Source organism: Microvirga sesbaniae, from assembly GCF_025460805.1.
Classification (GTDB): Bacteria; Pseudomonadota; Alphaproteobacteria; order Rhizobiales; family Beijerinckiaceae; genus Microvirga; species Microvirga sesbaniae.
Map to the genome: position 1 here is coordinate 147,598 of NZ_JAMXFJ010000004.1, position 26,992 is coordinate 174,589.

24 protein-coding genes are annotated in these 26,992 nt (G+C 62.5%); 14 read left to right on the top strand and 10 right to left on the bottom strand.

The genetic code is table 11. The annotated features are described in order from the left end of the window. Positions 1–45: 45 nt before the first annotated feature. From OCW50_RS08160 to OCW50_RS08170, 3 genes are all read right to left on the bottom strand, one after another. Positions 46–1,368 (bottom strand): MFS transporter, encoded by a 1,323-nt coding sequence (locus OCW50_RS08160; protein WP_262297106.1) that lies wholly within the window; start codon positions 1,366–1,368, stop codon positions 46–48. 221 nt (positions 1,369–1,589) lie between these two features. Continuing rightward, complete coding sequence (locus tag OCW50_RS08165; RefSeq protein ID WP_262297107.1) at positions 1,590–2,609, bottom strand: 2-hydroxyacid dehydrogenase; 1,020 nt, start codon at positions 2,607–2,609, stop codon at positions 1,590–1,592. Continuing rightward, positions 2,606–3,238 carry an FAD-binding oxidoreductase/lyase gene (locus tag OCW50_RS08170; RefSeq protein ID WP_262297108.1) on the bottom strand — a complete coding sequence of 211 codons (633 nt, stop codon included), beginning with the start codon at positions 3,236–3,238 and terminating at the stop codon, positions 2,606–2,608. Before OCW50_RS08170 ends, OCW50_RS08165 begins: the two co-directional genes overlap by 4 nt. Before the next feature lie 322 nt (positions 3,239–3,560). Between OCW50_RS08170 and OCW50_RS08175 the strand changes: the two genes are divergently transcribed. The 13 genes from OCW50_RS08175 to OCW50_RS08235 all read left to right on the top strand — a co-directional run bounded on the left by OCW50_RS08175 (position 3,561) and on the right by OCW50_RS08235 (position 19,607). Further along, the gene (locus OCW50_RS08175; protein ID WP_262297109.1) at positions 3,561–4,664 is read left to right on the top strand and encodes an NAD(P)/FAD-dependent oxidoreductase; all 1,104 of its coding nucleotides are present in this window, start codon (positions 3,561–3,563) and stop codon (positions 4,662–4,664) included. A 22-nt stretch (positions 4,665–4,686) separates the two neighbouring features. Continuing rightward, positions 4,687–6,165 carry an aldehyde dehydrogenase family protein gene (locus OCW50_RS08180; protein WP_262297110.1) on the top strand — a complete coding sequence of 493 codons (1,479 nt, stop codon included), beginning with the start codon at positions 4,687–4,689 and terminating at the stop codon, positions 6,163–6,165. Between the two features lie 305 nt (positions 6,166–6,470). Then, positions 6,471–7,139: a haloacid dehalogenase type II gene (locus OCW50_RS08185; protein ID WP_262297111.1), complete on the top strand. Its 669-nt coding sequence runs from the start codon at positions 6,471–6,473 to the stop codon at positions 7,137–7,139. A 306-nt stretch (positions 7,140–7,445) separates the two neighbouring features. Then, positions 7,446–8,723, top strand: a complete 1,278-nt coding sequence (locus OCW50_RS08190) for an NAD(P)/FAD-dependent oxidoreductase (protein WP_262297112.1) — start codon at positions 7,446–7,448, stop codon at positions 8,721–8,723. A 24-nt stretch (positions 8,724–8,747) separates the two neighbouring features. Continuing rightward, a complete protein-coding gene (locus OCW50_RS08195) occupies positions 8,748–9,692 on the top strand; it encodes an ABC transporter permease (RefSeq protein WP_262297113.1) in 945 nt (314 codons plus the stop codon). Next, entirely contained in the window at positions 9,682–10,593 is a 912-nt protein-coding gene (locus OCW50_RS08200; RefSeq protein ID WP_262297114.1) for an ABC transporter permease, read from the top strand. The genes OCW50_RS08195 and OCW50_RS08200 overlap by 11 nt, the downstream gene beginning before the upstream one ends. Positions 10,594–10,628: 35 nt before the next feature. Further along, complete coding sequence (locus tag OCW50_RS08205) at positions 10,629–11,324, top strand: GntR family transcriptional regulator (protein WP_262297115.1); 696 nt, start codon at positions 10,629–10,631, stop codon at positions 11,322–11,324. Positions 11,325–11,362: 38 nt separating this feature from the next. Next, entirely contained in the window at positions 11,363–12,430 is a 1,068-nt protein-coding gene (locus tag OCW50_RS08210) for an ABC transporter ATP-binding protein (protein WP_373371336.1), read from the top strand. Then, positions 12,427–13,536, top strand: a complete 1,110-nt coding sequence (locus tag OCW50_RS08215) for an ABC transporter ATP-binding protein (protein ID WP_262297117.1) — start codon at positions 12,427–12,429, stop codon at positions 13,534–13,536. Before OCW50_RS08210 ends, OCW50_RS08215 begins: the two co-directional genes overlap by 4 nt. A 348-nt stretch (positions 13,537–13,884) precedes the next feature. Next, positions 13,885–15,384 carry an ABC transporter substrate-binding protein gene (locus OCW50_RS08220; protein WP_262297118.1) on the top strand — a complete coding sequence of 500 codons (1,500 nt, stop codon included), beginning with the start codon at positions 13,885–13,887 and terminating at the stop codon, positions 15,382–15,384. Between the two features lie 810 nt (positions 15,385–16,194). Continuing rightward, positions 16,195–17,694: an ABC transporter substrate-binding protein gene (locus OCW50_RS08225; protein WP_373371337.1), complete on the top strand. Its 1,500-nt coding sequence runs from the start codon at positions 16,195–16,197 to the stop codon at positions 17,692–17,694. A 33-nt stretch (positions 17,695–17,727) separates the two neighbouring features. Next, a complete protein-coding gene (locus OCW50_RS08230; protein ID WP_262297119.1) occupies positions 17,728–18,537 on the top strand; it encodes a cupin domain-containing protein in 810 nt (269 codons plus the stop codon). Between the two features lie 14 nt (positions 18,538–18,551). After that, positions 18,552–19,607 (top strand): tartrate dehydrogenase, encoded by a 1,056-nt coding sequence (locus OCW50_RS08235; RefSeq protein ID WP_262297120.1) that lies wholly within the window; start codon positions 18,552–18,554, stop codon positions 19,605–19,607. 66 nt (positions 19,608–19,673) lie between these two features. On the opposite strand, the gene OCW50_RS08240 is transcribed toward OCW50_RS08235, so the two are convergent. The 5 genes from OCW50_RS08240 to OCW50_RS08260 all read right to left on the bottom strand — a co-directional run bounded on the left by OCW50_RS08240 (position 19,674) and on the right by OCW50_RS08260 (position 23,948). Then, entirely contained in the window at positions 19,674–20,018 is a 345-nt protein-coding gene (locus tag OCW50_RS08240) for a RidA family protein (RefSeq protein ID WP_262297121.1), read from the bottom strand. A gap of 3 nt (positions 20,019–20,021) precedes the next feature. Then, positions 20,022–21,533: an FAD-dependent oxidoreductase gene (locus OCW50_RS08245; protein ID WP_315974406.1), complete on the bottom strand. Its 1,512-nt coding sequence runs from the start codon at positions 21,531–21,533 to the stop codon at positions 20,022–20,024. Further along, positions 21,530–21,838, bottom strand: a complete 309-nt coding sequence (locus OCW50_RS08250) for a (2Fe-2S)-binding protein (protein ID WP_262297122.1) — start codon at positions 21,836–21,838, stop codon at positions 21,530–21,532. The genes OCW50_RS08245 and OCW50_RS08250 overlap by 4 nt, the downstream gene beginning before the upstream one ends. After that, positions 21,819–22,934, bottom strand: a complete 1,116-nt coding sequence (locus OCW50_RS08255) for an NAD(P)/FAD-dependent oxidoreductase (protein ID WP_262297123.1) — start codon at positions 22,932–22,934, stop codon at positions 21,819–21,821. Before OCW50_RS08255 ends, OCW50_RS08250 begins: the two co-directional genes overlap by 20 nt. A gap of 114 nt (positions 22,935–23,048) precedes the next feature. Next, on the bottom strand, positions 23,049–23,948 hold the full coding sequence (locus tag OCW50_RS08260) for a LysR substrate-binding domain-containing protein (RefSeq protein ID WP_262297124.1): 900 nt from the start codon (positions 23,946–23,948) through the stop codon (positions 23,049–23,051). 160 nt (positions 23,949–24,108) lie between these two features. Here OCW50_RS08260 and OCW50_RS08265 point away from each other — a divergent pair, with 160 nt between their 5' ends. After that, on the top strand, positions 24,109–25,563 hold the full coding sequence (locus OCW50_RS08265) for an NAD-dependent succinate-semialdehyde dehydrogenase (RefSeq protein WP_262297125.1): 1,455 nt from the start codon (positions 24,109–24,111) through the stop codon (positions 25,561–25,563). Between the two features lie 122 nt (positions 25,564–25,685). On the opposite strand, the gene OCW50_RS08270 is transcribed toward OCW50_RS08265, so the two are convergent. Both OCW50_RS08270 and cueR read right to left on the bottom strand, forming a co-directional pair. Continuing rightward, positions 25,686–25,871 (bottom strand): hypothetical protein, encoded by a 186-nt coding sequence (locus OCW50_RS08270; protein ID WP_262297126.1) that lies wholly within the window; start codon positions 25,869–25,871, stop codon positions 25,686–25,688. Positions 25,872–26,530: 659 nt separating this feature from the next. Then, complete coding sequence (cueR, locus tag OCW50_RS08275) at positions 26,531–26,983, bottom strand: Cu(I)-responsive transcriptional regulator (RefSeq protein WP_262297127.1); 453 nt, start codon at positions 26,981–26,983, stop codon at positions 26,531–26,533. Positions 26,984–26,992: the final 9 nt, after the last annotated feature.

A 26,992-nucleotide genomic window follows, 5' to 3' on the forward strand; every position in this document is an offset into this window, starting at 1 on the left:
GCACACGGGAGCCGTGTTGAGCGCTCGTCCATCGCCCGATATGGGTTACCGATCCGCTGGCCAACGCGTGTGGAGTTCGTCAAGCACGAAGACATGAGCATGGCTCAAGGTACGCCCTTGGATACGCCCATCGTGTACGTGTTGGTGATCCGGTGCGAGATTATCATGAGTGTGGGCAAGGACCTCTGGATCCCTCCTCGGCCAAAGGCGCACGGCAGACACAGTTGCCAGCATGGCAAGGCCGCCGAGCAGCAAGAAGGTGCTCGGCAAGCCGATTGTCGCTCCGAGCCATCCGGCCAATGGATAGTTGATCAACCAGCACATGTGAGTGAACGAAAACTGCGCTGCGAAAACAGTTGCACGGTCATGGTCGCCGGATGAACGGCGGATGAGCCGTCCCGCCGGGGTCTGGATCAGACCGTAACCCATCCCAAGGACGAGCATAATGGGCAGGATCAGAGTGAAACTTTCAATAAAGCCCGCTGCCAGCATCCCCAGGATGATGAAGCCCGCGCCAATCAGCATGGCTTTTCGATCTGCGACAACTTCCAGCAGATACGGGACACACAACGCGGCGATCATTGACCCTGCACCGTATGTGGCGAGGGCCAGGGCGGTCGCAGTTTGGGTCAGCCCCATGTTCGCCTGGACAAGGACCACGGTGTTGACGATGATCATCGCGCTGCCACACGAGGCAACAAAGGAAAAGGCAAGCAGTCCTCTCAGCCTCGGTGTCCCGATATAGATACGCATTCCTGTAAGGGTTCTTTTTGCGATCCTGTCCTGCAGGATGATCCGGCGCGCTGGGAGGATCGTTACGGCAATGAACGCTGCCGACGCCAAGAAGCCAAGCACGGTCCCAGCGAAGAGCTCATGAAAGCTAAAGAAGGTGAGCAGCAATGCCGCGATCACCGGGCTGACGACGCTTTCCAAATCATAGGTCAACTGTGTCAGCGACAGCGCACGCGTGTAGTCTCGCTCATCCGGCAGAACATCCGGAATGGTGGCTCGCATTGTCGGCGTGAAGCCAGCGGACGCCGCCTGGAGCACGAAGATCAGGCAGTAGATCTGCCAGACCTCCGTCACGAAGGGAAATGCGACCATGACGGCGGCCCTCAGCAGGTCGAGCCCGACGAGAATGCTCTTGCGCGAGAAGCGCTCGGCCAATGCTGCTGCGATGGGAGCGAGGCTGACGCTGGCGATCATCTTGATGGCGAGCGCTGTTCCTAAAACAGACCCGGCTTGGGCGCCCGCGATGTCGTACGCCATTAGGCTCAGCGCAACCGTGGCAAGACCTGTTCCGAGCACCGCCACGAGCTGCGCAATGAAGAGGGAGCGAAAGGTTTTGTTCGCGAGGATCGAGAGCATGAGGGCGAGTATTCCTCGATATGGGTTTCAGGCATAGGGCATAGGCACTGGACGGTGGGTGCTGCGCAGTCTGACAGTTGATGAGCGGCTGCGGTCTCGCTTCGAAGCGCCAGGCATGTTCGACCGGCCGCGATCCCGCGTCCAATTGCCTTGGATTCCGCCGGCGCAGGTAGATGTCATGCTGACGTGACCCGTTCCAGGCATCGTCTCGATGTCTCTCCTCAATAGCCCCGCCGGCGGTCAATCACGCCCTCCATCGGAAGTCCCGAGCGGTGCCGCTCGATGAGCCGGCAGACACGCTGGGCGGCCGCTTGGGGGAGGGTTGTGCTCGCGATATGCGGAGTGACGATGACCTGTGGGTGCCTAAGGAGAGGATGGTCCGCCGCGGGAGGCTCGTCCTGCAGGACGTCCAGGATGGCGCAATCGATCCGCCCGCTCGCGAGAGCGGCGATCAGGTCATCTTCGATGAGATGTCCCCCGCGGCCCACATTGAGCAGCCTCGCGCCCATGGGGAGTTGCTCGAAGGTAGCGCGGCATAGAATTCCCCGCGTCTCGTCCGTGAGAGGCAGCAAGCAGATGAGGATGTCGCAGCCGGACAGGAAAGCCCCAAGTTCCTTGAGGCCGGCAAAGGTCTGCATCCCATCGATGGTCTTGGGTGACGCGCTCCAGCCCCGCAGCGGAAAGCCGAAGGTCTGCAGAGCCTCCGCCACCGCGTGTCCGAGGATCCCAAGCCCCATGATGCCGACCCGGCGTTCCACCGCCCGATGCAGAGAGCGGTGGCTCCAGCGCCCCGCCTGTTGATCGGCGACGAAGTGCGGAAGGTCCCTGTGCAGAGCCAAGACTCCCAAGGTCGCATACTCAACCATGCCGCGCGTTAGATCAGGGTCGAGCATGCGCACGACCTTCACGTGCGGGGGGATCGCATCCAAGTTGAGTTGGTCGATCCCAGCTCCGATGCTGAAGAGAACCTTCAGATTTGGCAGCGCGCTTTCAAGGTCCGGAGGGGGAACCCAGGCGACGAGGTACTCGACCTCTTCCGCTATCCCGATCTCCGGCCAAATGCGGAACGAAGCCTCGGGAAGCTGTGACTGGAACATCTCGTGCCAGACTGCGCCTCTGACAGGATCCGACTTGTAGGCGACCGCGATGGGTCGCAACGCGTCCCGACCGCCGAGCGAGGGCCGAGGCTCGCCAATCCGCTGTATCTCGCTTGCAATCGTTCCGGTGCTCTGGCTCATCATGCTGCTTTCTGCTGGGCGAAGTGCCCGATCCGACCGGCATCGGCCGGAATGCTCCTGCGGCCCGTGTCAATGAGTTCGGTTATCACGACGTCCACCGCTGGCCTGGAAGCCTGTGCCGCAGAAGCCGGATGCGTAAAACAGTCCGGGTATCTTCTCGCTCGAACCCATGATGGGCAGATCGTCCGGCAAATAGCTCTCAATGCCGCTCCACACCGGATGATCCGCACAGCCACGATCCCGGGCAGCAACCGTCGCAGTTGGGGCGCCTGGTGGAGGGTGTTCTCAGGGCCCACATGGGCCCGACAGGCCTCGAGATCGACCGGCCCACGATTGCCGCCGCCGAACACGATGGGGCCGCAGGTGACCTGGCGCAGATAGACCGTCTCCAGAGCCAGGGGAGAACTCACACCCAAGACGGGCGCGATCCGGTACGGGAGCGGCTCCGTGACGACCGTTTGCGGGCCACGGGCCATGAGAGGTATGGGCTCGCCGAAGCGGGACGACATGGCTCTTGCCCAGGCGCCGGCGGTCACCCAGAGGGTATGTCCATCCAGCGCCGTTTGGCGGACGCCATCCATCTCGATGGGGCGCCGATCCCGCTCGGCAACCCGGACAATACGCGCGGGCATAGCACCTCTCATAACAACGATGACGAAAGGTTACGGAAAGTCGGTCGAGATTCTCCGCCTCTGTCGAGCCCTTAGCGTGGCGATTATTGCGGAGATGCCCGAACAGGCAGCAGTTTCTGCCGCGATACCGCGTTGCTCCTGGCCCTCGCCGGGCAGCCTTCCCAGTCGATTTGCTCATCCTGCCCGCCCCCGGGAAGCAGAATGCGCTGTTGCCGCCGCGCTGGCGAATATCTTTTGCCGAATGCCCATGCCACCTCCGTAACATCTGCTTCGCGCTCGGGCTTACGGTTGAGGCTGCAACAACGAAGGGGCAGGTTCATCCATGGCGCGCATCGTCATCATTGGTGCAGGGATCGTTGGACTATCGGTGGCTCGTGCCGCCCTGAAGAAGGGCCATGAGGCCATCATCCTGGAACAGGGTCCTGTCCCGAATCCTCAGGCCGCCTCCTTCGACCTGCATCGGATGATCCGGTACCAGTATGGGTCTGCCGAGGGCTATACCCGCATGGTCACGAGCGCCTTCGACGCGTGGGACCGGCTCTGGGACGACCTAGGTGCCGATCACTTCGAGAATACCGGGAGCATCGCCGTCTCGCTGGCGCCCAACGACTATGCGGAAAAATCCCTAAAAACGTTCCAGGCCATCGGCCTCGATCACGCGGTCTTGGACCGCGAGGGTGTGGAGCGCCTGTGTCCGCACCTGACCCTGCCGGAGGGCGCTTGGGGCGTCGTCGCCGCGCGCGGCGGGCCCCTCTTCGCCAGCCGGATCGTCACCGACCTCGCGCAATGGGTGGTGGATCACGGAGCCGAGATCGAGGCGAACTGCAAGGTGGTCCGCGTCGACCCTGAAAACGGCATCGCCGAGCGGGCAGACGGTACGACGGTGGAGGGCGATCTCCTCGTCATCGCCGCGGGAGCCTGGCTTCCCGGCTTGCTGCCGGACCGCTACGGGGAGAACGCAGTCTACCGCCAGGGACTCTGCTATGTTGAGCCGCCGGCCCGCTACAAGGAATCGTGGCGCAACGCCCCCGCCATTGCCTCCTTGGGTGATCATACAGGCTACACCCTGCCCGATCGCCGCGGCGCCGGCCTGAAGATCGGCTACAGCGCTCATCGCAGGCTCGCGCGGCCGGAGCAGACCGGTTTCGACTCGGATCTCGAGGCCGAGAGCGCGGCAATCCTGGGGGCATTCAAGCCCTATTTCAACGAACCGGACGGTTACCGGCCTACGCGGATCCAGGTGGGCTTTTACGTCCTCGACCCCTCGCGCCGTTTCAAGCTCGACCAACTCGGGCGAGGCCTCGTGGTGACGAACTGCGATGGCCAGATGTTCAAGTTCGGCCCGCTTCTGGGCGAGCGCATCGTCGGCATGTTCGACGGGGCCGAATCCGCTGCAGACCTCTCCCGCTGGGCCGCCGGCCACTGAACTCCGCAATAGGACAACCGCCATGCTCGACTTCGATCCGAATACCGTTTCCATTCCCAACGGTCACTTCATCGACGGGGCGCTCGTCACCGATCGCGGCGACACGCTGCCGGTCCGTCGTCCATCCGACAACCATATCTATGCGGACCTGCCGATCGCGTCCGTCGAGACGGTGGATCGCGCGGTGTCGTCCGCGCAGCGCGCCTTCGAGATATCGGACTGGGCCTCCGGCGCCCCGCGCAACCGGGCCCGCATCATGCGGCGCTGGGCGGACCTTATGGAGGCCAACGGGGGGGAGTTGGCCAAGCTCGAGGCGTTGGGTTCCACACGGCCGATCAAGGACGTGCTCGCGGTCGACCTCCCCTATGGTGCGGACTGCCTCCGGTTCTTTGCTGAATGGGCGGACAAGCTCGGGGGCGACGTGGCGGCCACCCGCTCCGATCATCTGGGCCTGATGATTGCCGAACCCTACGGCGTTGTCGCCTGCATCGCACCCTGGAACTTCCCCATCACGCAAGCTCTCACCAAAATCGGCCCGGCTCTTGCGGCGGGCAATGCCGTGGTCCTCAAACCCTCCGAAATGACGCCGTTCTCGGCCGTGCGTCTGGCTGAGCTGGCCATTGAGGCGGGCATGCCGCCGGGCATTCTCAACGTCGTCCACGGCACCGGCGCCGTGACGGGCGACGCCATGTGCCGTCACCCGCTGGTCGGCAAGATCTCCTTCACCGGCTCCACGCGTACCGGAGCCGCCATCATGGCGGCCAGTGCCGAGAGCGGTGTCAAACCCCTCACCTTGGAGCTGGGTGGCAAGAGTCCGCAGCTCGTCTATGCCGACGTGCCCGATCTCGGCCGGGTGGCGCGCGCCATCTCCAATTCCATTCTTGGCAATGCCGGGCAGGTTTGCGTGGCGGGCTCACGGCTGATCGTGCAGCGTAAGGTGCAGGACCAGCTCCTCGACCGGCTCATCACGCTGGCCAAGGATGTACACCCCGGACCGACCTGGCGCGCGGACACATCTTTCGCTCCGATCATTTCCACACCTCAGCTCGACCGCATCGACGGCATCGTCCGGCGGACCGTGGCGGAGGGTGCCGAAGCGGTCATCGGCGGACGGCGGGTGATGTCGATCCAGGACGGTGCCTTTTACGAGCCCACCATTCTCACCGGCGTCTCGTCTCAGATGGAAGCGGCGCGCGAGGAGGTGTTCGGTCCTGTCCTAACGGTCCAGAGCTTCGACGACGAGGAAGAGGGGCTGACCCTGGCCGATCACCCGGTGTATGGCCTCGCGGCCGGAGTCTACACAGGCGATGTGAGCAAGGCTCTGCGCGCGGTGCGGAGCATCAAGGCCGGCACGGTCTGGGTGAACCGCTACGGACGCACTGCGGACTACATCATTCCAACGGGCGGCTACAAGAGTTCCGGCATCGGCAAGGATCTGGGCCGCCAGGCGGTCGAGGCCAACATGCGGCTCAAGAGCGCCCTCATCGACTTCGCCGCGTGATGTCATGAGCGAGACAGACCATTCCATTCACCGACCAATCGGTGTCGTCACGCTGAAAGCCGCACCAGCAATCCGTGCTGCAGAGGCCGCATCAATCGGCATGATGTTCCTCCGGACACGGCACAAAGCGCAACGCTTGCTTCTTGGACGATCCTACAGTTCACGAGGTGCCGTTGAACGTGCCGCTTCCGAGGCCTCGGCGTGCAGCGATCGCTGCAGGGTTCCACGAAAGCGTCCGTCCACTGGCGAGTGCCACACCAACTGATCCATTCCACGCCGCCAGGAACAAACAGAGGCTGATCCTCATGACCACACTCAGGCCAAAGTACATCTCGTTCGACTGCCACGGCACGCTCATCTACTTCGAGATGGCTCCGGTGGCCCGGAAGGTCTATGCGGACCGGGTGAGCGCCGACAAGTTGGACGCCTTTACCCGTGACTTTTCCGCCTACCGGCTGGACGAAGTTCTTGGGGCATGGAAGCCCTATTCCGAGGTGGTGCGTAACTCGATTGCCCGGACTTGCAAGCTCTGGAATATCGAATTCCGGGAAAGCGATGCTGAATTCATCTACAACTCGGTCCCCACGTGGGGTCCTCATCCGGACGTGCCTTTAGCGCTCGCTCAGGTCGCCAAGCACTTTCCCCTGGTCATCCTCTCGAACGCCGACAACAGCCAGATCCGCTCGAATGTGGAGAAGCTCGGAGCGCCGTTCCATGCGGTGTTCACGGCCGAGGATGCGCAATCCTATAAGCCGCGCATGCGCGGCTTCGAATACATGATGGACAAACTGGGCTGTGGCCCGGAAGACCTGCTGCATGTCTCGTCGAGCTTCCGCTACGACCTCATGACGGCACACGATCTGCACATCACGAACAAGGTGTGGGTGAACCGCGGGCACGAGCCGCCGAATCCATACTACGGCTACCATGAGATTAAGGACATCTCCGGATTGCCGGGCCTGCTCGGCCTCTAGGAAGCGTAGCCGGCTTTGAAGCCACACAAAGCGGAGCTTTGCTCATGCAAGGGGCGAGATTGGTTTCTCGCCCTGCTTAAACGCTGCGGATTGTGATACATCATATCTCACTGCTGACAGCCGACAGCGTCGATCTGCATAGATTTTCTGCAAAGCTGAGCCGAAGAAATAAGCAATTGTCGATTTTATGATTGTTGACAATCATACAACTAGGTTCATCATAAAGGCATGGATGGTATCCGCAGCGCTCCTCGGTCTCTTCGACTAGCCAACGATGGCACAGGCCGATCTTCAGAAAGCCGGATCATGAAACTTGCATCATATTGGCTCGAAACAGCGCCTCCCTTCACCGGCGAGACCTCAGGCCCCCTCGCCGGCCGGGCTGACGTTGCGGTCATCGGGGCAGGCTTCACCGGGCTCTCGGCAGCCCTCGCGCTCGCGAAGAACGGTGCCGACGTCGTTCTGATCGAAGCAAGCCGCGTCGGCGCCGGCGCTTCAGGGCGCAATGGAGGACAGTGCAACAACGGTCTCGCGGCCGATTTCCGCAGCACCGTCGAGCGGCTTGGGCTCGCCCAGGCCCGAACGCTCTATCGCGCCTACGACGCAGCGGTCGACACGGTCGAGCGGCTTGTCAATGAGGAAGGAATTGATTGCGACTTCGGCCGAACAGGCAAGATCAAGTTGGCCGCCAAGCCGGAGCATTATGAAAAGCTGGCCCGCACCCACGACGTGCTTGTCCGGGAAGTGGATCCGGACACCAAGCTGGTGCCGGCCTCGGCGATGCGCTCGGAGGTCGGCACCGACCGCTATCACGGTGGCCTCGTGTTCGGCAAAAGCGCCAGCATGCATATGGGAAAGTTCGTGCATGGCTTGGCCAGCGCAGCCGCGCGGCACGGCGTGCGCATCTACGAGAACGCCCCCGTCACGAAACTAAATCGCGTCCATGGCTACGAGCATGAGGTCGTCACAGGCCGTGGCACGGTTCGGGCCTCCCAAGTTCTGCTCGCCACCGGCACCTCGACGGTTGGCCCCTTCTTTCATTACCGCCGGCGCATCGTTCCCATCGGCAGCTTCATCATCGTGACCGAGCCGCTGCCGATCGAAACCGTCAACGCTCTCATGCCGACCCGGCGGATGGCAACCGACTCGAAGAACGTCGGCTCCTACTTCCGCATCACGCCGGACAATCGCCTGCTGTTCGGAGGACGGGCCCGCTTCGCCATGTCGAACCCGCTCTCGGACGCCAAGAGCGGCAAGATCCTCGAGCGGACCATGCACACCGTGTTCCCTAGCCTGCGCGACGCGCGCATCGATTACTGCTGGGGCGGCCTCGTGGACATGACCGCCGATCGCCTGCCGCGTGCCGGCGAGCACGACGGCGTGTTCTATTCGATGGGCTACAGCGGCCACGGTACCCAGATGTCCACGCATATGGGTGTCGTGATGGGTGAGGTCATGAGCGGCAGGCCTGAAGCCAACATCTGGCGTGACATGGACTGGCCTGCCATCCCCGGGCATTTCGGCCCGCCCTGGTTCCTGCCCTTCGTGGGAGCCTACTACCGCTTGCAAGACATCCTGCACTGAGGCGAACGGGGAGAGGACAAGACCATGTGGATGATAGCCCTGCAACGCTTCCTGATCCTCTGCCTGACGTTGGTGGTTATTTCGCTTCTGGCCTTCCTGGTCCCATACATGAGCGGGGGCGATCCGGTGCGCACGATCGTGCAATCGCGGGTGGGCGACATGGCCATCGATCCGGCCTCTGTCGAAACGATGCGGGTCCACCTCGGGCTTGATCGGCCGCTTTACGTTCAGTACCTGGGCTGGCTGTGGAGCGCGATCCACGGGGATTTCGGCTACTCGTTCGTCAGCCGTTCTCCTGTCGGTCCCGAGGTGGCACGCGCCCTAGTGGTCTCGTTCACCCTGGCCATGAGCGCGCTGGGCATCGCGCTCGCTGTTGCGCTGCCGCTCGGAACGCTGAGTGCCATGTGGCCCGGCAAAACAATTGATACCGTGGCGACCTTTGTCACCCAGACCTTCGTGGCGGTGCCCGAGTACTGGTTCGCGCCGATGGCGGTTTTGGTCTTTTCCCTTTACCTCGGCATTTTGCCATCCGCCGGTTGGGATGGACCCGCCTCGTTGGTCCTCCCGGCTCTCGTGCTCAGCCTGCGTCCGCTGGCCTACTTCACCCGGGTGAGCCGGGCGGCCATGATAGACGTGCTGCAGGCTCCCTACATCACGGCCGCGCGCAGCCGCGGCCTGAACATGAACCAGACGGTCGTCCATCATGGCATCCGTAACGGAGCGATGCCGGTCGTGACCCTCTTTGCCCTGTGGCTCGCAGGCCTGCTGGGTGGCTCCGTTGTGGTCGAAGTGATCTTCGCCATTCCGGGCATGGGCCGGCTGATCTACGAAGCCGTCGTCAACAACGACGTACCGGTGCTTCAAGGCAGCTTCGTCTGCATCGTCGCACTGTCAGTCCTGATCAACACGCTCGCCGATGCTCTCTACATCCTGCTGAACCCAGCCGTGCGGATCCGCCATGTCCATTAATCACCTTGCCCCCTCGGCCCCAACGATCCTCGAGCCGGCTCGGTCAACCGAACCGTCAAGCGTGGCGCAGGCCATCCGCTTTATCCGCCAACGGCATTGGTCGTTCGCTGTTGGATCGCTGCTGTTCCTGACCATCGCCGTGCTTCTGATCATCTCGCCCTGGATTATCCCGCATGATCCCTCAGCACAGAGCTTGTTGCGCCGCTTGGCCGGGCCAAGCGTCCAGCACTGGCTGGGCACTGACCATCTCGGACGCGATCTGCTGAGCCGACTGCTGATTGGCGGGCGCTTCTCCGTCGTGATCGCTGCGGTCACGCTCATCCTGGGCGCGGTGATTGGCACCCTCCTCGGCGTCATCAGCGCCCGCACCGGTGGGCTCACCGACGAGATCATCATGCGCGTCGTCGACCTGCTGATCTCGTTCCCCGACGTGATCGTCGCAATCTTCATGATTGCCATCTTCGGCCCCGGCTACGGCACGCTCATCGCCTCGCTCACGATTGTCGGCTGGACACCGTTTGCACGTATGGCCCGAGGCTTGACCCTTGAGATCAACTCACGCGAGTACATCAAGGCGGCAGAGGTTCTCGGCTGCACGAAGACCTTCATCATCTTCCGCCACGTCATCCCCAACGCGATCCGCCCCATCGCGGCCATCAGCTTCCTGCGCTTCGGCCATAAGCTGATCACGGTCGGCGGCCTGTCATTCCTTGGTCTCGGCGTGCAGCCGCCGAATGCGGACTGGGCCCTCATGCTGGCAGAGTCGCAGCCCTTCGTGGAGCGTGCGCCACTGTTAGTCTTCGCCCCGGGTCTTGCGATCTTCCTGACCGCGCTCAGCGTGACCTGGATCGGCCAGGGGCTGGAGATGAAGGGACGCAACGCATCCAAGGCGGCCCAGTAATGCTTTTCAGGGCCGTAACCATGAAAGATGAAACCATGAAAGCTGACAGCAAGGGCATCAAGCGCCTGCCGCGGGTAACCCTGTCCGGCCGCATCGCGGAGGAGATCCGCGAAGCGGTTCTGTCGGGGGCGTTCCCGCTGGGATCTCAGCTGAACGAGATGGAACTCGCCGAGAAGTTCGGCGTCAGCCGCGGTCCGGTCCGGGAGGCGATGCAGCGCCTTATCCAGGAGGGGCTCCTTCACAGCGAGCCGCACCGCGGTGTGTTCGTGCCTGAGCTCACCGATACCGACCTATCGGACGTCTACTACGTGCGCGAGGCGATCGAGGGTGCGGCCGTCCAAAGGATCATGGCCCGTCAGGACCGAAAGGATATCCATCTCGCTCTGATGAAGATCGCCAAGCAGATGGAGAAGACGGTGGCCCAGGGGAGCTGGATGCAGGTGGCTGACATCGATCTGGCTTTCCACCGTGAACTCGTCGAGTCTGCTGGAAGCTTCCGCCTGTCGCGGATGTACGCGACGGTCCAGGCGGAGACGAAGCTGTGCATGCACATGCTCATGGGCGGCTACCGGAGCAGCAAGGCTTTGGTCGAGGAGCACGAGCTTCTGGCGAACCTCATCGCGGGCGATGACGTCGCCGCAACATTGCGGGAGCTCTCCCGTCACTTTGGAGATCCCATTCGCATCCTGCGCAAAGCAAATGCGGTCAGGCAAGGATCCGAGGCCGCCTGACGGACCCGCCGCCCGGAAGCAAGCCAGAGGAGGCTTTCGTGATTATGGAAAAGAGCACATCGGCCGCCAAGGCTAGTCCTCATCCAGGCGAACCGTTGCTGGAGATCAGCAACCTTCGGGTGTCGGTGCCCGACGCGCCGAACGTCAAGCCGATCATCGACGGGATCAGCCTGCACATCAACGCCGGCGAAGTCGTCGCGTTGGTGGGCGAGTCGGGATCTGGCAAAAGCATGACCGCGCTCTCGCTGATGCAGCTCCTCCCCACAGGCCTCACAACGACCGCCGGCACAATTAAGTTCGACGGCGAAGACATTCTCACGATGTCTCAGCGGCAGTTGAACCATCTCCGTGGCGGCCGGATCGCGATGCTGTTCCAGCAGCCCCAGGCAATGCTCGATCCGACCTCGCGCGTCGGAACGCAGGTCGCCGAGCCCATCAGAGTCCATCGCCATGTGGATCGCACCACGGCCCGCGCACGGGTGTTGGAGCTCTTGGGTGAGGTCGGCATTCCCGATCCCGGCGCCCGCGTAGACTGCTTCTCTTACGAGTTGTCAGGCGGCATGGCTCAGCGCGTCATGATCGCTGCCGCTCTGAGCGCCAATCCCGATCTTCTGATCGCGGATGAACCGACGACCGCGCTTGACGTCACCGTTCAGGCCCAAATCCTCAAGCTCCTGGACGACGAGCGGCGCAAGCGTAAGCTGGCAGTCCTACTCATCACTCACGACCTCTCGATCGTGTCCGCCTTGGCCGATCGGGTCGCGGTTATGTACGCCGGGCGGATTGTCGAGGAAGGCCCAACCCAGCAGATTTTGAAGTCTCCTCAGCACCCCTACACGAAGGCGCTGATTCAGTGCTCCCTCTTGAAGGCGGACAGCGAGGGCAACCTCTTCTCAATTCCAGGCGGCGCGGCCCAGGCGCGCGACCTCGAGAAGGGGTGCCGGTTCCTTCCCCGGTGCGGCACTGCCGCGGCAGGCAATCTTCACGAGCAGTGCACCCATCTCGAGCCGGCACTCGATTCCTACAACGATTGCTGCAAGGCCCGGTGCTGGGCCGTCAAACCCAATCGCGCCCATTCCGACGTCCATGAGGAACGCAGGCCATGACCTTGTATGATCCCATCGAGCGCAATCTTTCGCGAGACAAGGGGACCGACCAGAGCGAGCCCTTCGTCGTGGTGCAGGATCTGGTCAAGCATTATCCGGTTCCCGGCTTTCCGCGAGGCCGTTCCGTCAAGTCGGTCGACGGCGTCTCCTTCACGATCAAGGAAGGCGAAATTCTCGGCCTCGTCGGGGAGTCCGGCTGCGGCAAAAGCACGATCGCGCGGGTGCTCATGCGTTTGACGCCAGCGACCAGTGGTGTCGCCAGGGTGGACGCCCGCAATGTCCTCGCGATGAAGGGCGAAGAGTTGCGGCGCATGCGGCGCACCATGCAACTCGTGTTCCAGGATCCGTTTGCAGCCCTCGACCCTCGCATGAAGATCGGCGAGAGCATGGAGGTTCCTCTGGCGCAGCACGGCATCGGCCATGCACGGGAGCGCCGGGACCTCGTCCTGCGGATGCTGAGCGACGTGGGCCTGGATGCCTCGTTCTACGACCGCTATCCGAAGCAGTGCTCCGGCGGCCAGTTGCAGCGGGTCGTGATCGGCCGGGCCCTCCTGCTCAAGCCGTGGTTCCTGGTGTGTGACGAGCCAACCTCGGCGCTCGACGCTTCCATGCGAACGCAGATCCTCAACCTACTGACAGATCTGAAACGGCGCTTCTCCCTGACGATGCTGATGATTTCGCACGACCTGCGGGTCATGCGCTATATGTGCGACCGCATCGCGGTGATGTATCTCGGTCAGATCGTCGAAATCGCGGACCGGGACGAACTCTTCGAGAACCCCCGGCATCCCTACACACGGGCGTTGATCGCCTCCTCCATGCTGGAGGAAAGCGGGCTTAACTCATCGGCCGGGCTCCTGAAGGGCGAGGCGCCGAGCCCGCTTCATCCTCCGTCCGGATGCCGCTTTCACACCCGATGCATCTACGCGCGGGAAGCCTGCTCGCACAACGTTCAGGAGTTCATCCAGGCAAGCCAGGATCACCACGTGCGATGCCAGTTCTGGGATCAACTGGAAGAAGGGGCCACGGCGGCCTCGTCGGCGGACGGGGCGGGCTTGGAAGCGCCACCGGCACTCCGGCCGCAGGCCGCGCACGTCGCTGCTTGAGGCTGGGCGGCTGAGGAACTGCCCGGCAACCGCAGCGACAGAGGGGCTAAGGGAAAGGCATTTACGGGGCCGCGTAGGCTCTGACGAAGCGCCGTCCAGCATAACAGTCCAGCGAAGGCGTATCCCGCAGCATGTTACGCTAAGCAACGAAAGCTTCTGCAGAATTTCTTGACCTTACCATTTGGCAAGGTGGCTCGATGAAGGCAGACAGTATGGTTGCGAGAGATAAGCTTCCAAAAAGCGCCACAACAGATTGGCGGTCCAGCGAGGCTGGAAGCTTCGAGACCATGCTCGTGCTCACACCTGTGAATGCACTGCATTCACAGAAATGACGGAAGGAACGAGAACATGCGTATCAATGCGTTGGCAGTCACTTTGGCAGCAGCACTCTCGGGTCCGGCGCTCGCACAGAACGCCGGTGGGAGCACCATTCGCGTCGTCGATGCCTGGCAGGTCAGGACCGGTTGGGACATGGCGTCCGATGACGCCTATCTTGGAAGCCGCGCCGGCTGCTACGAAAGCCTGACCCGCGTCGACTTCGATCTCAAGCTTCAGCCATCGCTGGCGACCTCCTGGACCCAGACCTCCCCGACCACCTGGGAGTTCACGCTCCGCGACAACGTGAAATTCCAGGACGGCGAGCCCCTCAATGCGGCCAACACCGCCAACGCGCTGAATAACCTTCTCAAGGCCGCCACGCCGGCTCGCGCCTTCTCGCCGAAGATGATCAAGTCGGTCGAGGCGGTCGGCGACAAGGTGGTGAGGATCACCACCAACGAACCTTCCGCGCTTCTGCCGCTGCAGCTCGCAAGCCCGGCCACCACAATCCTCTCGCCTGGGGCGTACAAGGATGGCAAGATCAACCCGATCAATGCCTGCACGGGTCCTTTCACGATCACGCAGGTCGACCCCACGCAGCGCATGACCGTCAAGCGCAATGAGAGCTATTGGGGCAACAAGCCCGTGCTGGCCGGCGCCGAGATTCGCTTCATCACTGACGCGAACAGCCGCGCGACCCAAGTTCGTTCGGGTGAAACGGACGTCGCGCGCATGATTCCCCCACTGGTGGCCACGACGCTCAAGAAGTCGTCGAATATCAAGCTCGAGCAGGTCAATGCGCCGCGCACGACCATGCTCTTGCTGAACAACAAGAAGGCTCCCTTCGACAACATCAAGGTCCGCCAGGCCGTCCAAGCGGCAATCGACACGGCGGGACTCGCTGCCGCAGTCTATGAGGGGCTGGTTCAGCCTGCCACCGGTCCGTTTCCGCCCACGGACCCGTGGGGGCCCAAGGACCAGAAGCCCACCTACGACCTTGCGAAGGCCAAGGGCCTGCTGGCCGAGGCAGGCGTGAAGCCTGAGTCGCTGAAGGTCAATCTGCTCGCCTATTCGTCTAAGGTGGAGTTCAAGGACGTGGCGGCCGTGATCCAGGAACAGCTGAAGTCCATCGGCATTCAGGTCGATGTGAAGGTCGCGGAATACAACGCCATCGAGCCTGACATGCTGGCGGGGAACTACGACATGGCCCTCATGTCCCGCGGTTATCTGACCGACGCGGCGGAGCCGGCGAGCTACCTCAACGCCGACTACACCTGCGGCGGCGGCTTCAACATCTCGCATTATTGCAACCCAGAGATGGATGCGAAGATCAAGGCGATCTATCAGACGGTCGAACCGGAGAAGCGTATGCCGATGTATCAGGAGATCGCCAAGAAGGTGCAGGCCGATGCGCTCACGGTCTTCCTCGTTCATGAGACGCTCTACGATGCGTACTCGGCGAAGGTGAAGAACTATCGGCCGCACCCGCTGAACTATATCACGTTGACTCCCGCGCTTGCCATCAACTGATCGGCGGGTGCGTCCCGCCGAACGGCAGGCGGTGTTCACGGGAGCACTGCCTGTCCTCGCATCGACCCGTCCCCGCCAAGCGTTGCCGCGCCTGATCGCCTCATCCGCAAGCACCTGGGCCAAACCAAGATACCGCGCGGGTTCTGGCGCGTCTGACCCCACCGACCAGCGGCGTCGCCACGGTAAACGCCCGTAACGTGTCGGCGGTGAAAGGCGAAGAGCTCCGGCTCAGCGCGCTGTTTGCCCCTCGCCTGTTCAGCACACGGACAAGACCTCCTCCAAGCTGGACACGGCTCCCCGGTGCGCTGCCCGTTTTAGGAATACTTGGACGAGTCAGAGCAACCTGATCCATCGGTCGTCAATGCCAACAGGCAGCCGGTTGCACGAACAAAGCCTGAGTAAGCGGCACCCAGAGCAACGAGTTGGCGAGGACGGACTCGATTTGTGGTCCGCCGATCGAGTGTTTTGGTTCTTTGACAGCACCACATTTCAGCATAACTGTCTTACAACCCAGCCTCCAGCAGCATTTTCAACTGAATTATCAAGACGATAGTGAAGACACTTGACCTTCCCAAGGGGGAAGGTCGCTCAATAAGGCGGTTCGCATCGTCGGGAGAGATAGGAGTTCTGCGAAAAGAACCTGTCATCCGGTCCGCCCCCGTGTCCGCGCAGATGCTGACCTGCGGCGGGAGCCCCGGCGAACAGACGGTCCGATCAACACGGACGCGCTAGAACGTTGAAGCGATGCGGTTCACTCACGCCGGACGATGCCTCTGGGCATCTGCCGCGACCACAGAAGGAACGGGGAACATGCGCACTCATACTCTAGCGTTCGCAGTCTTTGCGGCAACGCTCGCAACATCAGCCTCCGCTCAGGCGGCGGGCTCCAACACCATTCGAATGGTCGATTGGTGGAGTCCCAAAACAGGCTGGGAGATGGCCTCGGACGACGCCTTCGTCGGCAGTCGCTCGGGCTGCTACGAGAGCCTTGCGCGGGTCGGCTTCGACAATACCCTTCAGCCGTCCCTCGCCACATCGTGGACCCAGACCGCGCCGACCACCTGGGAGTTTACCCTTCGGGACAACGTGAAGTTCCAGGACGGACTGCCCCTGAATGCGGAGAGTGCGGCCAACGCGCTCAACAATCTCCTGAAGGCGACCATGCCGGCGCGCGCCTTTTCGCCCAAGGTGATCAAGTCGGTCGAGGCCGTCGGCGACAAGGTCGTCAAGATCACCACTCTTGAGCCTTCCGTGCTTCTGCCCCTGCAGATGGCAAGCCCCGCCACGTCAATCCTGTCGCCGTCCGCCTACAAGGACGGAAAGATCAACCCAATTAACGCCTGCACGGGGCCGTTCATCATCACCGAGGTGGACCCAACCCGCGCGACCGTCAAACGCAACGAGAACTACTGGGGTGGGAAGCCTACTCTGGACGGTGCAGAAATCCGCTTCATCTCAGATGCGAACACCCGTGCTACCCAGATACGGACTGGTGAGACGGATATCTCCCGCCTGATCCCGCCAGGCATCGTGAGCAAGCTGAAGAGCACACCAGGCGTAAAGCTCGAGGCGGTTAATGCCCCTCGGACGACCATGTTGTTGATGAACAACAAGAAGGCCCCCTTCGATAACATCAAGGTGCGCCAAGCGATTCAGGCTGCCATCGACAACGCCGCTCTCGCCGCGGCGGTGTACGAAGGTGCGGTGCAGCCGGCCGTGGGACCGTTCGTCCCCACCGATCCGTGGGCGCCGAAAGACTTGAAGCCGGCCTATGACGTCAAGAAGGCCAAGGCGCTCCTCGAGGAGGCTGGGGTGAAGCCTGGTACCCTCAAGGTCAATCTCCTCGCCTACTCGAACAAGACGGAGTTGAAGGACGTGGCGGCGGTCATCCAGGAGATGCTCAAGAATATTGGCATCCAGGTTGACATCAAGGTGGCGGAATACAACGCCATCGAGCCCGACATGCTGTCCGGCAACTATGACATGGGCCTGATGTCCCGTGGCTATCTGACCGATGCGGCCGAGCCGGCGAGCTATCTGAACGCCGACTACAAATGCAAGGGCGCTTTCAACATCTCGCAATACTGCACCCCGGAAATGGACGCAAAGCTCGCGGCGATTTACGCAACGCCTGAGCCGGAAAAGCGGCTGTCGATGTATGGTGACATCGCTAAGAAGGTTCAGTCGGAGGCGCTGACGGTCTTCCTCATTCACGAAACCTCATACGACGCGTATTCGGCTAAGGTGAAGAACTTCAAGTCGCATCCGCTCAACTTCTATGTGCTCACCCCGACTCTCTCGCTCAACTGATCGAGCACGATAACAGCCCGGCAGCACTCTCTGATGCTGCCGGACCTTCTAATCTCGAACCAGCGCCCGCGCTCGCGGGCGGATTTACATCGCTCCACATTCCTGAGTCGCACCGCCATGCATCCCACCTATACTGACCTTCGCGCGTCGGCGCCCAAAGCCCCCACGACGATCGCCCGGAATGACCCCATCGACAGAGCTGATTCTTTCGCTCCCTTCCGTCAGGACCTCGCCGTCGACGACCCGAATCTCGGCGTGGGCTGGTGCTTGCTTCCGGCAGGCGAAGGGGTCTCCTATGATGTCCCGCAGCACGAGTTGCTGGTCGTGCTCGACGGCGAGATCAGTATCGAGGGTAAGGAGAGCGGCGGGAGTCTACGGGCCGGTAGCAGTCTGGTTGTGCCAAAGGGTGCATCTTTCCGCTGGAGCGTAGCGGACCAAGCGAAACTCGTCTTCATGCGCTATCTCGCCGAGGATGCGCATGAGGGTGCCGATCTGATCTTCGTTGATCCCGACCTCCCGCTCTCGCCGTCCGGGAGCCCGGCGGCGGAGCTTCTCTTGAGCGAGACTCCGTCTTGCCGCAACAACACGCTCTATGCGACCCCGACGCGCCACTGGAGCGCGGGAGTTTGGGATTCGACGCCCTACCACCGGGCGCCGATGGTCTATGCACATTACGAACTGATGCACATCCTTGAGGGCAGCGTTCGCATCACGGATGACCGGGGGCGGGCAACCACGTTCGGCCAGGATTCCATTTTCCTCGTCCCGAAAGGCGCGAAGTGCAGCTGGCTCAGTGAGGAGCATGTCCGCAAAGTCTGGGGCATTCTCAGGATTCCGTCATAGCGTCGAGACCTCCAATGAAATCTTATAAGATCGCGCTCATTCCGGGTGATGGAATCGGCACTGAAGTCCTCGATTGCGGCTGGCGCGTCCTAGCTGCGGCGTCCGAAAGGTTTGGCTTTCGACTGGAGAGCCAAACCTTCCCCTGGTCCTGCGATTATTATCTCCAGCACGGCCGTATGATGCCGGATGACGGCATTGAGCAGTTGCGGGCGTTCGACTCGATCTATCTCGGTGCGGTTGGCTGGCCCGCCCGGGTGCCGGACTCGGTTTCGCTGCACGGATTGCTCCTGCCAATCCGCAAGGCCTTCGATCTGTACGTCAATTCCCGCCCGCACCGTCTTCTCGACGGCGTAGAAGGCCCCCTGCGCGCAGGATCCTTCGACATCTTGTGTATCCGCGAGAACACGGAAGGCGAATACAGCGGCGCCGGGGGTCGCGTTCATGTGGGAACTGCGAGCGAGGTGGCGGTGGAGACATCGGTGTTCACGCGCCGCGGCGTGGAACGCATCATCCGGTACGGCTTCGAGATGGCGCGCACCCGCAGGAGACGCCTCGCATCGGTCACCAAGTCCAACGCTCAGAAGCACTCGATGGTGTTCTGGGACGAGATCACCGACGCCCTCGCTGCAGAGTACCCAGACGTGGAGGTCACGCGCTATCACGTGGACGCGATTGCGGCGCGGTTCGTTACCCATCCGTCGACCCTCGACGTCGTCGTCGCCTCCAACCTGTTCGGCGACATCCTTACGGATATCGGAGCCGCCATTCAGGGCGGCCTGGGTTTTGCGGCGTCGGCCAACATCAATCCCGAAGGAGGCGTCCCCTCGATGTTCGAGCCAGTGCATGGTTCGGCGCCCGACATTGCTGGGCGCGGGATTGCCAATCCCCTGGCCACGATCTGGGCCGGCGCTCTCATGCTCGAGCACCTCGGAGAGGCCACCGCCGCGCAAGCCGTCGTGAGGGCGATTGAGGATGTAACCCGCCAGGGGCGGGTGCGCACCCCTGATCTTGGGGGCCAAGCCACCACGGAGGAGGTCGCGCAGGCCGTCGTTGTCGCCCTGACGGCCTAACGCTACGATGCCTGCAAGGGCCACAGGCCGCATCGAGCGGACTCGATGCGGCCTGTCGTATGTGGTCTACTTTGCTGCCGTCGCGGTCATTTCAATCAGGGTGCCCTTTCCCAAATTCGATACGCCGACGGTCGCACGCGTGGGAAAGTTCTCGGGTTCCAACCAGGTCTTCCAGGCAAGATCCATTTCCGGTTTTTGATCGAAGTCGGTGATGAAGATCGTGACGGATAGAAGATGTGACTTGTCCGATCCAGCCTCGGCCAGAAATCGGTCGAACTTGGCGAGAATCTGCTCCGTCTGCCCACGCATGCCGACGGACACATCATCCGCCGTCGTCCCTGCGATGAACACGAGGCCGTCTTTCTCGACGACGCGGTGCATGATGGGTGTTTGAATGTGCCGATTGATCATTTTCTATTCTTGAGTTCGAGGGTGACTTGCCGAAACCGGCTTCTCGACGAAACCGGCCACTGCCTTGATCGCGCTGTCCGATTGGGGCAGGGCCGCGAGTTCCTTGAGCGCCACGGGTTTGATGGGCGTCCTCACGTTGTAGTAGCCCACCTCTCCCGGCGCGACGCCGCGCTCCTGCGCGATGATCTCGGTGACGGTGAGACCGCACAGACGGCCTTGGCACGGCCCCATGCCGCACCGGAGGTAGGCCTTCATCTGATTGGGGCCGCGCACGCCGAGGGGCATCGTCGCCCTGATCGCACCAGCCGTGACTTCTTCGCAGCGGCAGACGATCGTCTCGGGGCGAGTCGGTATGCGGAAATCGTCACCAGGCCGGAACAGCTCATCAAGGAATAGCCGCCCACGAAGCGCCATTCGAAGTCTGGCGCGGACGGGCGCTGCGCGTTTGTCTCGCTCCGCCTCGCTCAATCGGCCCAAGCGCCAGGCTGCCGCCATGCCAGCTAGGGCGCCATGCAAGGCAGAGCCTTCCGCCCCGATGATCCCACCGGCGTCGCCTGCGATAGCAATGTCCGGCACTGAAGTCTGGCACCATTCATCGATGGTGGGCGTGAACGTCGCCTGGCGATCATTCCATCCAGAAGCGCAGCCTGAGGCCAAGGACAGGTTGAGGTTGGGAACGATGCCCTGGTGCAACAGCAGCAGATCCGCCGGCAGGCGCTCGGTTCCTCCACGATAGGTCACCACCACCTCCGACAGACGGCCGTCGCCAGCGGCCTCGAGTGCCATGACGTTGCGGATTACGCGGGTATAGCGATGAACCTGTGCGAGCAGCCTCGCGCCCTTCAGCCCATAGGCGGACCGGGCAAAATCGAAGGAATGGGCCAAAGCCCGCCTCCTGTTGCCGTTCGGGGTGGTATCGACCACCGCGTTCACCGAGGCGCCCGCGCCGATCAACTGGGCGGCGAGAAGATACAGAAGCGGGCCCGTGCCTGCGATAACGGTGCGTCCGCTTGGCACCAATCCGGCCGTCTTTAACGCGATCTGCGCGGAGCCCGCGGTCATGATGCCGGGCAGCGTCCAGCCCGGGATCGGAAAAGGCCGCTCCAGCGCGCCGGTCGCGAGGATGGCCCGGCGAACCCGGATCAGGCGCGCGGCTCCCGCGAGGGAAACGCCCACCTCCAGGCCCGAGGCCTCTCCCACTTCTGGCTCGTAGGGTGCAATGCTCCACACGCTCGCCCGCGCGGCGTAGCAGGCGGATGTTGCCAGAAACCGGGTGATGATCGCCTCGCCTGCGGCGTAGTCCTTGCCCAAGCGCGCCTTGGTGGCAGCGCTTGCCTCCGTGATGCCGCGGTAAATCTGGCCGCCGGGACTTCCGTTCTCGTCGCAGAGAAGGACACTCAGGCCGCACTCCGCGGCGACGGCGGCCGCGCTGAGCCCGGCAGGGCCGGCTCCGACGACTAGCAGATCATAGGTCTCCTGCAAGTCGGACGCGGTGTTCACGTGGTGCACGCTCATGCGGAGATCCCCGTCGGGTAAGTGGCGGCTCCGTGCTGCGTCTCCACCCGCATCCCCTCCTCGATCGTTGTGAGGCATGCCTGTCGGTTGCCGCGCCCATCGATCGTCACGAGGCACTCGAAGCAAACCCCCATCATGCAATAGGGGCCGCGGTCGGCCCCCGAGACCGGCGTCGTGCGGAACCGCGTGACACCTGCCGCGAGAAGGGCGGCCGCGACGGTGTCGCCCTTGGAAGCCATGAGGGGTGTCCCGTCGAACGTGAAGGTGACGAGATCACCCTTGTGATCAGGCAGCCGCCGAAACATCGAACCGCTCCGAGGAGAACGTGGCCAAGCTCGCGGGGATTTCGCCTTGGGCGATGTGTCCCGCGATGGTGAAGGCATGGTTGGCGGCGAGGGTGACACCGGAATGGCAGGCCACCGCGAAGGCTCCCGGGCAGCTGCGGGACTGCTCGTAGATCGGAAACCCATCAGGCGTGATGATCCGGAACGCCGCCCAGATCCGCACCACATTGAGCTCCCCGATGATCGGGAACATGCGCATGGCGCGGTCAGCCAACACGGCCGTAACGGGAGCCCGCGGCCGCTGGTGGTCCATCGTGGCTTCCTTGCTCTCCCCGATGATCACGCCGCCCTCGTCCACCTGCCGGATGTTGCCCACCGGATGGTGCAGGAACGGCACCGTCTTTTCCGTCACGATGATCTGGCCACGGCTCGGCACCAGCGGCACGTTGAGGCCGACCATCGGCGCGAGACGGGTATTGCCGATGCCGGCGGCGAGCACGATCCGTCCCGCCGACATCGTGCCCCAGGGCCCCTCCACGGTGAAGGCGCCGCCCTGATGGCTGATCCGCTCGACATGATGTTCAGGCAGATAGGCGGCTCCCATCCTGTGCAGCGCCGCGTGAAACGCGCGATACAGGCGCAAGGGATTGGCATGGCCGTCAAGTGGGCTGTAGATCGAGCCCGCCACGGTGGGGCCAATCGCCGGCAGGCGGGCTTTCGTCTCGCGATGGTTCAGGATCTCGTACGGATACCGGGCAATGTTCGGCTGGCTTTGCAGGGCGTTCATGGCATCGATGCCACGTTGCAACTCCAATTCGGTGAGGCGGATAGAAAAGCCCCCAGGCTGACTAAAGCCTGGATCGATTCCCGTCTCCCGCTTCAGCTCGTCGGAGAGACGCGGCCAAAGCGCCGCTGAGGCTTGGGTCCAGTTCGAATATTCCGGCTTGCCCAGGCCTTTGCCCTGTACCCAAACAAGACCGAAATTGGCCCGAGCGGCGCGGAAGGCGGTGTCGCCCTCGTCGAGCACCGCGACGCGCAACCCCAAGCGGGCGAGCCCCCAGGCGATGGAGGCGCCCAGAAGACCCCCGCCGACGATCAAAACGTCCCTGTCGGTCATTCGCTCGCCCTCCTTAAGTGCCATGGCCCATTGTGTTCCCATCGCGCCCGCATTCCGTCAATTTTCATTTGCTTCTGCATGCATGCGCGAATGTGATGGCCGGCAATTTCGCTCCTAGGACCGCCACCGGCGGGCGTGGGCTGCGAACTCGGCTTGGAAGGTGCTGGCGAGAGCCGAGGCGGGGCGCTGCTGCGAGCGGAGCGAGATGAAGCCCGCCTCAATCCGTGTGGTGAAGGGCCGCGCGACCAGCCCGCGCCCGAGAAACTCCTCGGCTGCGTACGGACTGACGATGCTGAGCCCCGCCCCCTCGCTCACCAGCAGGCAGGCGATCTGCGCGAGCGTCGCCTCGGCGACGATGCGATGGGCGACGTCGGCGAGAGCCGCATCGATACGCGACCGGAACAGCGTTCTCGTCGAGACGCTAATCAGGGCCTCGCCGGCAAGATCGGCGGGCGCAACAGTCCCCTGTGCTGCAAGTCTGTGATGCTCAGGCATGATCACGACCGCCGCCGCCTCGAAGCTCTCAATGTCGAGAAGCGGCTGCTCGATCGGCTTGTCCGCATATCCGAGATCCACCTGGCCTGCCGTCACGGCTTCAACGACGAGGTGGGATGGCAGGCCGACGAGAGAGACATGCACGTTCGGCCTGTTGCGCATGAACGCGGCGACGAAGCGAGGCAGCGCGCCGCTCATCAGAACGGGCATGGCAGCGATGCGTAGCGATCCGGCCTGGTTTGCTTTGATCGCCTTGGCCGTGTCGGCAATTCGCGAAAGGCCAACAAAGGATCGTTCGACCTCCGCAAAGAGCGTGACCGCATCGGGCGTGGGGATGACCTGATATCCACGCCTCTCGAAGAGCCGCAGGGCAAGATGGGCCTCGAAATCCCGGATGAGGCGACTGACGGCGGATTGAGTGATGTAGAGCATGTCAGCCGCGGCCGTCATACTCCCGGTGAGCATGACCGCACGGAATGCCTCGACCTGGCGTGATTGAATGGTCGTCCTGTTGTTCATGAACATTGCACCCGGTCATGGCATGATCGCGTCTTGGCAATTGCTGAATCTGCTGAAGCGACGTCGATTTCCTCGTGTTTCTACTGTCATGCGATCAAATTAAGAATTCTCTTTCGCCCGACCTCGTTAGCATGGGCAGACCTCGAGGAGCGGAAACGAAATGGATATCACTCACACTCCCCTATTCCGAACCCAGGCCTATGTCGGCGGACAGTGGATCTCAGCAAAATCAGGCCGCACGGTCCCCGTCGACGATCCGGCCACAGGAGAGATCATCGGGCATGTTCCCGACCTCTCCGGCGCCGACACCCGCGATGCCATCCACGCTGCCGAGGAGGCCTTACACCGTTGGCGGGCAGCGAGCGCGGCGGAGAGAGCCGATCTGCTGTTGCGCTGGAATCAGCTCATTCTGGACAATGTCGAGGAGCTGGCCGCCATCATGACCCTGGAACAGGGCAAGCCCATTTCCGAGGCGCGCGGCGAGATCCTGTACGGCGCCAGCTTCGTGCGCTGGTTTGCCGAGGAGGCACGCCGCGTCTATGGCGAAACCATCCCGGCTCCCACAGCCGACCGCCGCATCATCATGCTCAAGCAGCCGGTGGGCGTGTGCGCCGCGATCACGCCGTGGAACTTCCCCAATGCAATGATCACCCGCAAGTGCGCGCCTGCCCTGGCGGCGGGTTGCAGCATCATCGTGAAGCCGTCGGAACTCACACCCTTCTCGGCCCTGGCTCTTGCTGCCCTGGCCGAGCGGGCAGGCATTCCGGCGGGCGTCTTCAACGTGGTCACCGGTATGCCGCAGGAGATCGGCGCGGAGCTGACGGGTAATCCGATGGTGCGCAAGATCTCTTTCACGGGATCAACCAAAGTCGGTCGACTGCTGATGGAGCAGGCCGCGCACAACATCCAGCGCGTGAGCCTCGAACTCGGCGGCAATGCCGCCTTCATCGTGTTCGAAGACGCCAATTTGGACGCGGCCGTGGCCGGCCTGATGGCAAGCAAGTTCAGGAACGGTGGGCAGACCTGCGTCTGCGCAAACCGGGTTCTCGTTCATGCGAAGATCTATGATTCCTTTGCCGGGCGCGTCAGCGAAGCAGTCAAGGCGCTTCGGGTCGGAAACGGCCAAAGCGGCGATTCCACGATTGGTCCGCTGATCAACGCCGCGGCGGTGACCAAGGTTCGGGAGCATGTCGCGGATGCACTCGACAAGGGAGCGCGCGCCGTGGTCGGCGGCAGGGGTCATCCGCTCGGCGGCCGGTTCTTCGAACCCACAGTCCTCACGGACGCCGGATGGAACATGAGACTGGCGCAGGAGGAAACCTTCGGGCCTGTTGCGCCGCTGTTCCGCTTCGAAACGGAGGACGAGGCGATCCGCATGGCCAACAACACGCCCTATGGCCTCGCCTCCTACTTCTACACCAACGATCTCAACCGCTCCTGGCGTGTTGCCGAACGCATCGAGGTGGGCATGGTGGGCCTCAACACGGGCTCCGTGTCGATGGAGGTCGCCCCGTTCGGAGGAATCAAGCAGTCCGGCATTGGCCGCGAAGGATCCCACCTTGGGATCGAGGAATATCTGGCTACCAAGACCTTCCATATCGGCGGCATCGCATAGGCCGCCGCGCCTTCGGAAGGCCCAGAAACGAAGCGGGAGGCTGATACCGGATCAGCCTCCCACTCGTTGGGTCCATTACCGTCTGAGAAGCCGGCTCTGAGAGCCGAACCTGCAGTGCCGGATTAGCGGCTCTCCAGCACGATCTGATGCAGGCTCTTCCATGCCGCGCCACCGGCGTAATCCTGATAGGTTCCCCGAGCGAGACCAAGTTCCGAGAGCTCACGGCAGTTGAGGCTGCGCAGCTCGCGAGCCGCCTTCCAACGCTTGGCTGCGGAGTGGATCCTGCCGAGGATGACCGAGAGAAACATGACGTCTGCTGCCTTTGGTAACGCTGAATGACCCGTGACCGATCCTGTGGGAACACCGATGAGGCGTTCGGATCTGCCGACCAGGAACGAACAATTTCTGGGCCTTCATGTACTTGCTGCAGTGCAAAAAAGAAGCGCTTAGGATGCGGCTTGCTTATGCAAGCAGCACATGGCTTGAACAATTTAGGCACTGGCACGAAAGCCGCCCATATTTTCAGCAGATCGGGACCCGGGATAACAAGGGGTCTATGCGCATTTTACTGGCGCGTTTAGACAGGACTTACCAGCCCGCCTCGTAAGCGGAGGATCCATCTCAGGGCGGATGCACGGCCTGCATACTGGGAGAAGACGCATCGTCCCAATTGTCGTCGGCACTGGGAACCGATCGCTGACGCGGCCGAATATGACCGATTTGGTCGCTGGGTTCACCTGCTACAACGGTATGCAGGGGTCCGCCGGGATAGTTCATATCAAGCGCAGCAGAGGACAACAGGTCGCTGTATGGAGTAACATTACAAGTGCCGTGCGTCCGGCGTGCGATGATCGGTTCAGCTTCCAGCCTGACATTACCGTGCGGGGGCTTGCCGACAGGTTCTCAGTCTCGACTGGAAGGGACCACCCGAGGCGGTTCCTGTCGTCTGAAAGCAGCGTCAGGCGCGTCAGTGAGAATGGTTGCAGGTCGACACGGCCTTGGTGCGCTTAGCCTCCTTCTTGTCGCCAGGCCCGAATGCTGCGATGTCGTCGAGGATCGGACAGTCCGGCCGGCCATCTCCGTGGCAGCTGCCCGCCAGATGCCGAAGCGTCCGGCACATGGACTGCAGAGATTCGATCTTGGCTTCCAGATCCTTCACATGCTTGAGCGCGAAGGACTTCACGTCGGCGCTTGCGCGCTCCCTGTCGCGCCAGAGGGCTAGGAGCTCTGCCGTTTCCTCTATGGAGAAGCCTAGACCCCGCGACCGCCGGATGAACCGCAGGGTATGGACATCCTCATCGCTGTAGACCCTGTAGCCGCTCTCCGTCCGCGTCGCGGCACGGATGAGCCCGATCCTCTCGTAATACCGGACCATCTTGGCCGATACGCCAGAGGCTTGTGCTGCTTCACCGATGTTCATCGCATATAC

Bases quoted from the DNA above. Each gene is read 5' to 3' on its own strand.
- OCW50_RS08160 (WP_262297106.1), bottom strand. From the start codon at position 1,368: ATGCTCTCGATCCTCGCGAACAAAACCTTTCGCTCCCTCTTCATTGCG.
- OCW50_RS08165 (WP_262297107.1), bottom strand. From the start codon at position 2,609: ATGATGAGCCAGAGCACCGGAACGATTGCAAGCGAGATACAGCGGATT.
- OCW50_RS08170 (WP_262297108.1), bottom strand. From the start codon at position 3,238: ATGCCCGCGCGTATTGTCCGGGTTGCCGAGCGGGATCGGCGCCCCATC.
- OCW50_RS08175 (WP_262297109.1), top strand. From the start codon at position 3,561: ATGGCGCGCATCGTCATCATTGGTGCAGGGATCGTTGGACTATCGGTG.
- OCW50_RS08180 (WP_262297110.1), top strand. From the start codon at position 4,687: ATGCTCGACTTCGATCCGAATACCGTTTCCATTCCCAACGGTCACTTC.
- OCW50_RS08185 (WP_262297111.1), top strand. From the start codon at position 6,471: ATGACCACACTCAGGCCAAAGTACATCTCGTTCGACTGCCACGGCACG.
- OCW50_RS08190 (WP_262297112.1), top strand. From the start codon at position 7,446: ATGAAACTTGCATCATATTGGCTCGAAACAGCGCCTCCCTTCACCGGC.
- OCW50_RS08195 (WP_262297113.1), top strand. From the start codon at position 8,748: ATGTGGATGATAGCCCTGCAACGCTTCCTGATCCTCTGCCTGACGTTG.
- OCW50_RS08200 (WP_262297114.1), top strand. From the start codon at position 9,682: ATGTCCATTAATCACCTTGCCCCCTCGGCCCCAACGATCCTCGAGCCG.
- OCW50_RS08205 (WP_262297115.1), top strand. From the start codon at position 10,629: ATGAAAGCTGACAGCAAGGGCATCAAGCGCCTGCCGCGGGTAACCCTG.
- OCW50_RS08215 (WP_262297117.1), top strand. From the start codon at position 12,427: ATGACCTTGTATGATCCCATCGAGCGCAATCTTTCGCGAGACAAGGGG.
- OCW50_RS08220 (WP_262297118.1), top strand. From the start codon at position 13,885: ATGCGTATCAATGCGTTGGCAGTCACTTTGGCAGCAGCACTCTCGGGT.
- OCW50_RS08225 (WP_373371337.1), top strand. From the start codon at position 16,195: ATGCGCACTCATACTCTAGCGTTCGCAGTCTTTGCGGCAACGCTCGCA.
- OCW50_RS08230 (WP_262297119.1), top strand. From the start codon at position 17,728: ATGCTGCCGGACCTTCTAATCTCGAACCAGCGCCCGCGCTCGCGGGCG.
- OCW50_RS08235 (WP_262297120.1), top strand. From the start codon at position 18,552: ATGAAATCTTATAAGATCGCGCTCATTCCGGGTGATGGAATCGGCACT.
- OCW50_RS08240 (WP_262297121.1), bottom strand. From the start codon at position 20,018: ATGATCAATCGGCACATTCAAACACCCATCATGCACCGCGTCGTCGAG.
- OCW50_RS08245 (WP_315974406.1), bottom strand. From the start codon at position 21,533: ATGAGCGTGCACCACGTGAACACCGCGTCCGACTTGCAGGAGACCTAT.
- OCW50_RS08250 (WP_262297122.1), bottom strand. From the start codon at position 21,838: ATGTTTCGGCGGCTGCCTGATCACAAGGGTGATCTCGTCACCTTCACG.
- OCW50_RS08255 (WP_262297123.1), bottom strand. From the start codon at position 22,934: ATGACCGACAGGGACGTTTTGATCGTCGGCGGGGGTCTTCTGGGCGCC.
- OCW50_RS08260 (WP_262297124.1), bottom strand. From the start codon at position 23,948: ATGAACAACAGGACGACCATTCAATCACGCCAGGTCGAGGCATTCCGT.
- OCW50_RS08265 (WP_262297125.1), top strand. From the start codon at position 24,109: ATGGATATCACTCACACTCCCCTATTCCGAACCCAGGCCTATGTCGGC.
- OCW50_RS08270 (WP_262297126.1), bottom strand. From the start codon at position 25,871: ATGTTTCTCTCGGTCATCCTCGGCAGGATCCACTCCGCAGCCAAGCGT.
- cueR (WP_262297127.1), bottom strand. From the start codon at position 26,983: ATGAACATCGGTGAAGCAGCACAAGCCTCTGGCGTATCGGCCAAGATG.